Source organism: Polaromonas sp. P1_G2, assembly GCF_056405515.1.
This window is the reverse complement of the sequence record NZ_JBFUBY010000014.1, coordinates 17,784-28,309: the sequence shown is the minus strand read 5'-3', so window position 1 is coordinate 28,309 and position 10,526 is coordinate 17,784. Positions and strand designations below refer to the sequence as shown.

11 protein-coding genes and 1 tRNA gene are annotated in these 10,526 nt (G+C 61.9%); all 12 read left to right on the top strand.

Features of this window, described 5'->3' with window-relative positions:
• The first annotated feature begins 1 nt into the window (after position 1).
• Positions 2–547, top strand: a complete 546-nt coding sequence (locus tag AC1D0P_RS03145; protein ID WP_477675355.1) for a DUF4390 domain-containing protein — start codon at positions 2–4, stop codon at positions 545–547.
• The gene (locus tag AC1D0P_RS03140) at positions 544–2,868 is read left to right on the top strand and encodes a sensor histidine kinase (protein WP_477675354.1); all 2,325 of its coding nucleotides are present in this window, start codon (positions 544–546) and stop codon (positions 2,866–2,868) included. The genes AC1D0P_RS03145 and AC1D0P_RS03140 overlap by 4 nt, the downstream gene beginning before the upstream one ends.
• 72 nt (positions 2,869–2,940) lie before the next feature.
• Positions 2,941–3,621 (top strand): response regulator, encoded by a 681-nt coding sequence (locus AC1D0P_RS03135; RefSeq protein ID WP_477675353.1) that lies wholly within the window; start codon positions 2,941–2,943, stop codon positions 3,619–3,621.
• Between the two features lie 59 nt (positions 3,622–3,680).
• Positions 3,681–3,756 (top strand) — tRNA-Phe (locus AC1D0P_RS03130).
• A gap of 410 nt (positions 3,757–4,166) precedes the next feature.
• Entirely contained in the window at positions 4,167–4,586 is a 420-nt protein-coding gene (locus tag AC1D0P_RS03125; RefSeq protein WP_477675352.1) for a hypothetical protein, read from the top strand.
• Between the two features lie 128 nt (positions 4,587–4,714).
• On the top strand, positions 4,715–5,047 hold the full coding sequence (locus tag AC1D0P_RS03120; protein ID WP_477675351.1) for a hypothetical protein: 333 nt from the start codon (positions 4,715–4,717) through the stop codon (positions 5,045–5,047).
• The gene (locus AC1D0P_RS03115; protein ID WP_477675350.1) at positions 5,031–6,452 is read left to right on the top strand and encodes a TolC family protein; all 1,422 of its coding nucleotides are present in this window, start codon (positions 5,031–5,033) and stop codon (positions 6,450–6,452) included. Before AC1D0P_RS03120 ends, AC1D0P_RS03115 begins: the two co-directional genes overlap by 17 nt.
• A gap of 28 nt (positions 6,453–6,480) precedes the next feature.
• Positions 6,481–7,893: a multicopper oxidase family protein gene (locus tag AC1D0P_RS03110; protein WP_477675349.1), complete on the top strand. Its 1,413-nt coding sequence runs from the start codon at positions 6,481–6,483 to the stop codon at positions 7,891–7,893.
• 119 nt (positions 7,894–8,012) lie between these two features.
• Positions 8,013–8,510, top strand: coding sequence for a cupredoxin domain-containing protein (locus AC1D0P_RS03105; protein ID WP_477675348.1), 498 nt, complete (start codon positions 8,013–8,015; stop codon positions 8,508–8,510).
• Between the two features lie 23 nt (positions 8,511–8,533).
• Positions 8,534–9,022, top strand: coding sequence for a DUF411 domain-containing protein (locus tag AC1D0P_RS03100; protein WP_477675347.1), 489 nt, complete (start codon positions 8,534–8,536; stop codon positions 9,020–9,022).
• Between the two features lie 12 nt (positions 9,023–9,034).
• Positions 9,035–9,391 (top strand): copper-binding protein, encoded by a 357-nt coding sequence (locus tag AC1D0P_RS03095; protein ID WP_477675346.1) that lies wholly within the window; start codon positions 9,035–9,037, stop codon positions 9,389–9,391.
• A gap of 260 nt (positions 9,392–9,651) precedes the next feature.
• Entirely contained in the window at positions 9,652–10,488 is an 837-nt protein-coding gene (locus AC1D0P_RS03090; protein ID WP_477675345.1) for a hypothetical protein, read from the top strand.
• Positions 10,489–10,526 lie beyond the last annotated feature (38 nt).

Genomic DNA, 10,526 nt, shown 5'->3' with positions numbered 1-10,526 from the left:
GCTGCGCGTGGAGCGCGGCGAAGACGGCGTCCACCTGTCCGCCCTGGTCCGCTTCGACCTCCCGCTGGTGGTGGAAGACGCCCTGCTTAAGGGCATTCCGATGTTTTTTGTGGTCGAAGCCGACATCTACCGCGACCGCTGGTACTGGACCGATCCGCGCGTGGCCAGCACCGCCCGCACCATACGCCTGGCCTACCAGCCGCTGACCCGGCGCTGGCGCGTCAACATCGCGTCAGGACTGATCACCAGCTCCTCCGGCCTGCGGGCCACCCTGAACCAGAATTACGAAACCCTGTCCGAGGCCTTGTCGGCTATCCAGCGCGTGGCCCGCTGGAAGATCGCGGAAGCCGGCGACGTGGACCCGGATGCCTCCTACAAGCTGGATTTCAGTTTCCGGCTCGACCTGTCCCAATTGCCCCGGCCGTTCCAGATCGGTGTAGCCGGCCAGCGGGACTGGAATATTTCCGCGCAGATCAAGGAGCGGCTCAGGCTGGAGCCCGCAGCGCCCCAGGCCCCCGCAGCCCCAGGCACCGAGGCCACCAAGTGAACCTGCAGGTCAGCGGCGGGTCCCTCAAAAGCAGCAAAGCCTTTCGCTGGACGGTCGGCGTCGGCATAGGCGCCATCGTGGCGCTGGGCCTGGTGCTGATGTTTCTGCTGACGCAGGCCACCGGTAACCGCGAACTCTACGAACGCAACTACGCGCTGCTGCTGATGCTCAATATCGCGGTCGCCGGCCTGCTGCTGCTGGTGATCGGCTGGATCGTCGCGCGGCTGCTGTTGCGGTTGCGCCGCGGCCGCTTCGGCAGCCGCCTGCTGGTCAAGCTAGCGGCCATCTTCGCGCTGGTCGGCCTGATGCCGGGCCTGATGATTTACGTGGTGTCCTACCAGTTCGTTTCGCGTTCCATTGAAAGCTGGTTCGACGTGGAAGTGGAGGGCGCCCTGGCGGCAGGCCTGAACCTGGGCCGCGCCACGCTGGACACGCTGGCGGCGGACCTCGGCAACAAGACGCGGCAGGCCGCCACGCAGATCGCCGAAACGCCCGATGCCATGGCGGGGCTGGCACTGGAGCGCCTGCGCGACCAGCTGCAGGCCAGCGACGTGGTGCTCTGGAGCCCCTCGGGCCAGGTGATCGCCAGCGCCGGGGAATCGCGCTTCCTGCTCAAACCCGAGCGCCCCTCGGTACAGCAGCTGCGCAGCGCGCGCACGCAGCGTGTCGTCACGCAGATCGAAGGGCTGGACGAGGTGGTGTCCGCCGGCAACGGCGAACTGGCGGCGGGCGCGGCTGGTCCGGCGGTCAACGCCGGCAGCGCGCCGCGCATCAAAGCCATCGCCGTGGTCAACAACCCCAATGTGGCCGTGCTGGGCGATGCCCGCTTTTTGCAGGTGAGCCAGCTGCTGCCCGAAGGCCTGGTGGCCAACGCTGTTGCCGTGCAGGAGGCCAACCGCGAATACCAGGAACGCGCGCTGGCGCGCGGCGGCCTGCGCAAGATGTACATAGGCACACTCACGCTCAGCCTGTTCCTCGCCGTGTTCGGCGCGGTGCTGCTGGCGGTGCTGCTGGGCAACCAGCTGGCCAAGCCGCTGCTGGTGCTGGCCGAAGGCGTGCGTCAGGTGGCGCAGGGCGACCTCACGCCCAAGGCAGCGCTGCAAGGCAAGGACGAACTCGGCGGGCTTACGCGCTCTTTTGCCGACATGACACAGCAACTGGCCGATGCCCGTTCCGCGGTGCAGCGAAGCATGAGCCAGGTCGACGCGGCACGCGCCAACCTGCAGACCATCCTGGACAACCTGACGGCCGGCGTCATCGTGCTCGACGTGCGCGGCAGCATCCAGTCCAGCAACCCGGGCGCCACGCGCATCCTGCGCGCGCCGCTGGCGGCTTACCACGGCAAGTCGCTTGGCGAGGTGCCGGGCCTGGGCGTGTTCGCCAAAGACGTGCTGGCCCAGTTCGCCGACTACCTCAGCGACGGGGCGCCGCATGCGCAGGAGCACTGGCAGCAGTCGTTTGAACTCAACGCGGCCATGCCCGGCGCGCCCGACAATGCCATCACGCTGATCGCGCGTGGCGCCAGGATGCCCGGCACTGAGGAATTCCTGCTGGTGTTCGACGATATTTCCGAAATGGTCTCGGCCCAGCGCGCTCAGGCCTGGGGCGAGGTGGCGCGCAGGCTGGCGCACGAAATCAAGAACCCGCTCACGCCGATACAGCTGTCGGCCGAACGCCTTGAAATGAAACTCACCGGCAAGGTGGGCGAGGCCGAACAGCAGCTGCTCACCAAATCCGTCAAGACCATCGTCGACCAGGTCGACGCGATGAAGCGGCTGGTCAATGAGTTCCGCGACTACGCCCGGCTGCCGGCCGCCGAACTCAAGCCCGTGGACCTCAATGCCCTGGTCAACGACGTGATGCAGCTCTACCTGCACGACAGCCACAGCGACGGCCATGGCGGCCGGCGCAGCGATGCCGCCGCCGCCGTGCCCGTCGTCACCGAACTCGACCCCAAGGCCCCGCTGATCCAGGGCGATGCCCAGCAGCTGCGCCAGGTCATCCACAACCTGCTGCAGAATGCGCAGGATGCCCAGGAGGGCAAAGAGGGCGCGCGCGTCACGCTCAAGACCGAATACTCCGAGACCTCCAGGCGCGTGCGCCTGAGCGTGCGCGACAGGGGCACCGGCTTTCCCGAGCACATCCTCAAACGCGCCTTCGAGCCCTACGTCACCACCAAGGTCAAGGGCACCGGGCTGGGGCTGGCGGTGGTCAAAAAAATCGCCGACGAACACGGCGCGCGCATCGATATTTCCAACCGGGTTTTGGACGGCGCGGTGCAAGGGGCGCAAGTGTCGTTATCATTTGCAGTTGTGGCATAACAACACATTCAGTAACACTTCGATTTCGAGATCCGCACGGCATCGCAACAACAGGCAGGCAGCAATTCAATCATGGCAAATATTCTGGTGGTCGACGACGAGCTGGGCATACGCGACCTTCTCTCAGAAATTCTCAATGACGAAGGGCATCAGGTCGAGCTCGCCGAAAACGCGGCGCAGGCGCGTGCCGCCCGCGGGCGTTCCAGGCCCGACCTGGTGTTGCTGGACATCTGGATGCCCGACACCGACGGCGTGACCCTGCTCAAGGAGTGGTCCTCCAGCGGCCTGCTGAGCATGCCGGTCATCATGATGAGCGGCCACGCCACCATAGACACCGCCGTCGAGGCCACCAAGATAGGCGCGATGGCCTTTCTGGAAAAACCCATCACGCTGCAAAAGCTGCTCAAGGCCGTCGAGCAAGGCCTCAGCAAGACARCCCCGCGCAAGCCGGCCGCCCCGAACAGCAATTCGGCACTGCCCCTGGCCGACCTCACGGTCGAGGCCGTGATGACCGGCGGCAGCTTGCCGGCGCCCGTCGACATGGGACCCCAGGCCACGCAGAGCTTCCTGCTGGAGAAACCGCTGCGCGATGCGCGCGACGAATTCGAGAAAGCGTATTTCGAATTCCACCTGGCCAAGGAAGGCGGCTCCATGACCCGTGTCGCGGAAAAAACCGGCCTGGARCGCACCCACCTGTACCGCAAACTGAAGCAGCTGGGCGTCGACCTCACGCGCGGCAAACGCGGCATCTGAGGCCTCTCCCAACCGGCCGGCCGGGCACCCCTTTTGGCTGATATATAATCTGAGGCTCAGGCCCGGTAGCTCAGTCGGTAGAGCAGAGGATTGAAAATCCTTGTGTCGGTGGTTYGATTCCGCCCCAGGCCACCATATTCCATGCGCCCCAGCGCCCTTTTCGGGTCCTGGGGCGTTTCTACAATTCGGGCAGGATTTCTACAATTCCGGTGGAATGCTTGGGATTTCGGCTCTGGCGTATCTAGCCAAGGAATTCTCGCCTCCAGTGAATGTTGTAGTCCGAGCTAAGGCCGGGAAGGCCTTCAAATACGGGCCGCGCACAGCCGGATTAGGCATCGCTTCAATGTTCGCATGCGCCCGAACTGCCGGCGCTGGAAACCCGGCAACTTGCAGGCCTTTAGCCAGCTGCCCCACAAAGACGTGCTCCTTCTTACATATCGAGGCGAATAGCGCCTTGACCTTCCTACAGTGGCAAGGTTTAGAGTCGTGGTTTGGTGTCGTGGCATCCCGCCGGAACTTAAAAGAATCCATAGAATCAAGAAACCATGTCGCGTTTTTGTACGTTCCTGCTCTGGCTCATGATGCTGGCTTTGCCCATGCAGGGTTTTGCCTCGGCATCGATGCAGTATTGCGGCAAGAGCGTCGACCATATGGCTTTGCAGACGCCAGCCGATCCTGAAGACCATCATCACCATGCTGATGCTTCCAAGGATGCTCTCGATCACGCGATGCATGCAGAGGCAACGCAAGCAACCGGCTCCGAGCAGGCCCCGGATGCGCAAAACCAGCTACCCGACGCGGCCCACAAATGCGGCGTATGTGCCTCTTGCTGCAACCTGGTCGGCATGACCACCGCTACCCGGACAGTGGCAATCCATTCCATTCCCGGCACTGTATATATCGAGCCTTCGGCCCTGGTTCACAGCGTACCCTCGGCCCTGCCCGAGAAACCACCTCGCGCCTGACGCACCCGGCTGGCTGCGGACCTTCGGGCTCCGCGGTGCGGGTGCTTTTCATCGTTCGCCATCAAAGCTGATCTCCCTTGCGAGAGAGGCCTTTGCTGTCGCCGTTCCATGAAACCGCGAGGAATCCCATGTTTAACTCCCTGCTGGCCTACGGGCTGGTTCTGATATCCGCTTTGCCGGGCCTGTCGGCCGCGCAAAGCCCTGCGCCGCTGGCCAGTCCGGCACCCGCACCCCAGGCAAACCCACCGCCGGCTTTCCGGTCGGCCATGGACGGCTACAAGCCCTACACCGAAGAGTCCACGGTGAACTGGAAGGAAGCCAACGACACCACCGCCCGTATCGGCGGCTGGCGTGCCTACGCCAAGGAAGCCAGGCAAGCGCAGACGCCTGAAGCGCCGCCACCGGGTGGCGCACGCAACGCGCCAGCCAAACCCCTGGAGCGCCATGAACACCATTTTTAAACTCGGCGCGATGACCACGGCGACGCTGGTGCTGGCCGGTTGCGCTTCCGTCAATTTCGAAGAAGCTCTTGGCGATGCCAATGGCAGCACCAACACCTTCACCCAAGGCAAGCTCGAACTCAGCCGTACCGGCCAGCAGCGCCAGGCACGCGGCAAACTCGCGGATGAACTGCTGGCTAAACCGCTGGGCATGGATGACGCTGTCCAGTTGGCGCTGGCCAACAGCCCTGCGGTGCAAACCTTGTTGGCCCAAAGCTGGGCCGATATGGCCACGGCAAGCCAGAACGGCCGGATCACCAATCCGTTGTTCACCTTTGAACGCACCCGCATGGGCTCAGAACTCGAACTTGGCCGCCTGCTGTCGTTTGGCTTGCTGGACTTGCTGACCTTGCCGCAACGCGTGTCCATCGCGCGCGGGCAGGTGGCGCAGGCCAAAGTGCAGCTTGGCGCCAGTGTGGTCGAGCAGGTGACGCAGGTCCGCCAAGCCTGGGTCAGGGCCGTAGGTGCCCAGCAGAGTTTGCAGTATGCGGGCCAGGTCAATACCACCGCGCAGGCCGGGGCCGAGCTTGCCCGGCGCATGCAGCAGGTGGGTAACTTCAACAAACTGCAGCGGGCGCGCCAGCAGAGTTTTTACGCCGATTCCGCGGCGCAGCTGGCATCCGCCCAGCACGCCGCGACAGCCGCGCGGGAGGAACTGATCCGGCAATTGGGCCTGACGGATGCCCAGGCCGACGTGTTGAAGTTGCCTGAACGGTTGCCCGATCTGCCCAAAGAACCTCGCCAGCCCGCCGCGGTGAATGCCAATGCGACGGAGCAACGTATCGACGTTCAGATGGCGCGCCACCAGCTCGATGTGGCCGGACGCTCACAAGGCCTGAATCTGATCACCAGCCTGGTCGACGTGGAGCTTGGAATCCGTCGCGACACCGTCATCGACGAAGCCGCCGGCACCAGGACGCCGCGAAGGGGTTACGAGCTGGGTATTCGCCTGCCGATCTTTGATTGGGGGTCGGCACGCCGCGACGCCATGAACGCCCAGTCCCTGGCGGCGGCCAACCGCTACGAAAGTACCGTGCGGGGCGCCTCGTCACAGCTGCGCGAAAGCTACTCGGCCTACCGGACTGCCTACGACGTCGCCAAGCACTATCGCGACGAAGTTGTTCCGCTGCGCAAGTCGATGGCGGAAGAAAACGTCCTTCGCTACAACGGAATGCTGATCGGCGTCTTCGAACTGCTGGCCGACACCCGGGAGCAGATTTCCAGCGTCACAGCCGCCATCAATGCCTACCAGCAGTATTGGCTGGCGGACGCGGCGCTTGCCGCTTCCATCATCGGAAAACCGACCGCCATGGGCGCGATGCCTGTATCAGGTGCCGCCGGTGGTGGCGTCGAAGGTGGCCATTGAGGGCCAAAACAAAATCTACGGAACTCCAATGACCAACAGAAGAAATTTCCTGGCAGGCGCCGGCGCGCTGACCACGGCGGTAGCCGCCGCTGCCGTCAGCAGGGTCGCCATGGCGGCGCTCCCCGAGCCGGTGAGCCAGACCAGGCCTGACACCATGGCACCCCTGGTGCCCAATAGCGGGCGTCCCTACAACCCGGTGGTCACCCTCAATGGGTGGACGCTTCCCTGGCGCATGAACAACGGCGTGAAGGAGTTCCACCTGGTGGCCGAACCCGTGGTGCGCGAGATGGCCCCGGGCTTCAAGGCGCATTTGTGGGGATACAACGGCCAGTCGCCCGGGCCCACCATCGAAGTGGTCGAAGGCGACCGGGTACGCATCTTTGTGACCAATAAACTTCCGGAACACACCAGTGTGCATTGGCACGGCCAACGGCTGCCCAACGGCATGGATGGCGTGTCGGGTTTGACCCAGCCGGCCATCCCCGTGGGCAAGACTTTTGTCTACGAATTCGTGGCCATGCGCCCCGGCACCTTCATGTACCACCCGCATGCCGACGAGATGACGCAGATGGCCATGGGGATGATGGGCTTCTGGATCACCCATCCCAAGGCCAGGCATCCCCTGATCGATGAGGTGAACCGGGACTTCGTGTTCCTGCTCAATGCCTATGACATTGATCCAGGTGCTTACACGCCCAAGATCATGACCATGCTGGACTTCAACCTGTGGAGTTGGAACAGCCGGGTCTTCCCCGGGATCGATCCGCTCGTGGTGCGCAAGAACGACAAGGTGCGCATCCGGATCGGCAACCTGACGATGACCAACCACCCGATCCACCTGCACGGGCACGAGTTCCTCGTCACCGGCACTGACGGAGGCCCGACCCCGAAATCGACCCGCTGGTACGAGGTCACCACCGACGTCGCCGTCGGCCAGATGCGGCAGATCGAATTCCTCGCCGACGAGGAGGGCGACTGGGCGTTTCATTGCCACAAGAGCCACCACACGATGAACGCGATGGGCCACGACGTGCCGACCATGATCGGCGTGGACCATCGCAAAGTGGCGCGCGAGAYCACTCATGTGATTCCGGATTACATGGTGATGGGCGAGCGCGGCATGGCTGATATGGCCGAGATGGAAATGCCTTTGCCGGACAACACCGCACCCATGATGACCGGAACCGGCCCGTTCGGCTCGGTCGAAATGGGGGGCATGTTCTCGATGGTCAAGGTGCGCAAGGACCAGAAGGCCGGCGACTACAAGGATCCCGGCTGGTACAAGCATCCCGCCGGCGAGGTGGCCTATGAATGGACCGGGTCGTTGCCCAACCCCGCGCGCTTCGCCGCGGAGGGCGGTAAATCCATGCCGGTCCAGAACATGCCGGCCAAAGAAGTTGAAGTCCAGGTGCGCAAGCCCATGGGCAACATGAAGCATTGATCCCAAACCAAGGAAAACTTATGAAACACACAACCGCCAGCAGCTCCTGTGTCTGAGTGGCGGAGAGTGACTTGATCTTTTTCCACAACCTCTTATCCACACTAACCCAAGGAACACCCATGAAGAGAATCAACACCACAATCCTCGCCACCCTGATCGCCGGCGCAAGTACCTTCGCTTTGGCGCATGGCGACGAAACCCACGCAAAAAAGGAGGGGCCTGTCAAAAAGGAGCAGAAAGCGTGGGGTATCGCCGGCGACGCCAAAACCGTGACCCGCACCGTGACTTTCACCATGACAGACAACATGCGATTCAATCCTGACAAGCTGGAAGTCAAGCAGGGCGAGACGATCAGGTTCGTGATCAAAAACGGCGGGCAGACCCTGCACGAGATGGTGATTGGCACCAAGAAGGACCTTGATGAGCATGCCGCGCTCATGATGAAATTTCCGAACATGGAGCACGATGAGTCTTACATGGCCCACGTCGGCCCCGGCAAGACGGGGGAGATCATCTGGACCTTCAACAAGGCCGGAACTTTTGACTATGCCTGCCTGATCGCCGGTCACTACCAGGCCGGGATGGTGGGCAAGGTCACTGTGGTGGCATCCAGGTAATCCGGGCGCTGATGGAGGCCGCTATGCAAAAACGCTCGTTTCTCAAAGCTCTCCCGGTATTTGTCGCCGGCACGCAGCTCGTTCTCAGTGGCGGCACGTCCGCCAAAACCCGTCCCTTCGTCGAGGTCTGGAAAGACCCCGAATGCGGCTGCTGCAAAGACTGGGTGAAACACCTGGAAGACAGCGGCTTTGACGTGCGGGTCAACGACGGCGGCAATACGGCGGCAAGAGCGAGGCTTGGCATACCCGCGAAGCTGGGCTCATGCCACACCGGACAGGTCGGCGGCTATGCCGTTGAAGGACATGTCCCCGCAAGTGACATACAGCGCCTGTTGGCACTGCGCCCGAAGGCCATCGGTTTGGTGGTGCCCGGGATGCCCGTCGGCTCTCCGGGCATGGACGGCCCCATGTACGGAAAGCGCAAGGACGCTTACGACGTGCTGCTGGTCAAACCCGATGGCAGCACCAGCATATTCAAGTCGTATCCCGCGAAATCTTCAAGCTCTTCTTAAAAGGAATAAACCATGAGATCCCTCAAAACCCTTCTGATCCTCGCCGCGCTGTTTGCCGGCGCGGCACACGCGCAATCGTCCATGAACTCCGGTAGCGGAGCCATGCCGATGGATGAAGCAAACAAAGAAGCGGCGAAACCGTCCGCCGAGATGGCCGACGGCGAAATCCGCAAAGTCGATAAAGAGGCCAGGAAGATCACCATCAAGCATGGCGAGATCAAAAACCTGGAAATGCCGGGTATGACCATGGTGTTCCAGGTCAAGGACGCAGCCATGCTGGACACCGTCAAAACGGGCGACAAGATCCGGTTCAAGGCCGAATCTGCCGGCGGCGCCATCGTTGTCACGGAAATCCAGCCAGCCAGGTAAGGCGACCCGGATCGCCGCGAGTCAATGGCGGTCCGCGGCGGGGTTCGCGGGATCGTCGAGTTTTCAGGACGCGCCGCCGCCTCTTAGGGTACGGAACGCCTGTAAGATGCCCGACGTAGTGCCGTCCCCAGGGCATCTCGGCAAAAGGCTTGGCCGAGGCTGCGTTGCAAAGCGCCCGGCAGGCTATCGACAATGATGCTTAACAACGGCTTCAGGGCTGGATCGATGAATTTCAGCTGCAGCCAATACCAGGAATTTAATTGAAATACCACGTCACCCACATCATGAGCAATGGCAGGGCGTATGGATTAAACGCCTACCTGGAAGTCGTTGAGTCCGTCGTCTGGGGCCTGCGTGAGTTGGGGCACACAGTGGAGTCCGGCGTGGACACCTTCTCTGAGTCGGCAACGAACATCATCTTTGGCGCCCAGATGCTTGAGATGGATGTGGTGAGCAAGCTGCCGCCCTCCACAATTGTTTATAACTTCGAGCAAATTCGAGGCGCGACTTTACTGAAGCCGGCGCTGATGCATGCCGCGGCGAATTTCAAAATATGGGATTACAGTGAAGGAAATGCGGATGTGTGGAAGAAGCTCAATGCGGATTGCCGGATCGTACCGGTGGGTTATGCGGAACCTCTGACGCGAATTCCCAAAGCGCCGATCCAGGACATCGACGTTCTGATGTACGGAGCACCCGGACCCGATCGCATGGATGCGTTCCATCATCTGTGCCATTCCGGGCTCAAGTCAGTCTTTGTGTGCGGCCTGTATGGGAAGGAGAGGGATGAGTTGATTGCGCGATCAAAAGTCATCGTGAATATCAATCTCTATACGGCAAAAAAAATATTCGAAGTCGTTCGCGTTTCTTATCTGTTGGCCAATCGCAAAGCCGTAGTGGCAGACATTGATCCAGAAACGGTTATTGAGGAGGATATTCGCGCCGGAATCTGCGTGGCGTCTCCGTCAATGCTTGTTCAAGAGTGCCACAACATTGTCTTCAATGAAAATCGCCGTAAAGCCATAGAAGAATCTGGATTTGAGGCTTTTCGGAACCGGGACATACGGCCTATTCTTGAGACTGCCTTGGCGGGTTGAGGCCAACCCGGCGGTCGCATATGCGGGTGCGCTCTGTT

What these genes read in the sequence shown, in the direction of transcription:
- AC1D0P_RS03125 (WP_477675352.1), top strand. Translation starts at nt 4,167, where the DNA reads ATGTCGCGTTTTTGTACGTTCCTGCTCTGGCTCATGATGCTGGCTTTG.
- AC1D0P_RS03120 (WP_477675351.1), top strand. Translation starts at nt 4,715, where the DNA reads ATGTTTAACTCCCTGCTGGCCTACGGGCTGGTTCTGATATCCGCTTTG.
- AC1D0P_RS03115 (WP_477675350.1), top strand. Translation starts at nt 5,031, where the DNA reads ATGAACACCATTTTTAAACTCGGCGCGATGACCACGGCGACGCTGGTG.
- AC1D0P_RS03105 (WP_477675348.1), top strand. Translation starts at nt 8,013, where the DNA reads ATGAAGAGAATCAACACCACAATCCTCGCCACCCTGATCGCCGGCGCA.
- AC1D0P_RS03100 (WP_477675347.1), top strand. Translation starts at nt 8,534, where the DNA reads ATGCAAAAACGCTCGTTTCTCAAAGCTCTCCCGGTATTTGTCGCCGGC.
- AC1D0P_RS03095 (WP_477675346.1), top strand. Translation starts at nt 9,035, where the DNA reads ATGAGATCCCTCAAAACCCTTCTGATCCTCGCCGCGCTGTTTGCCGGC.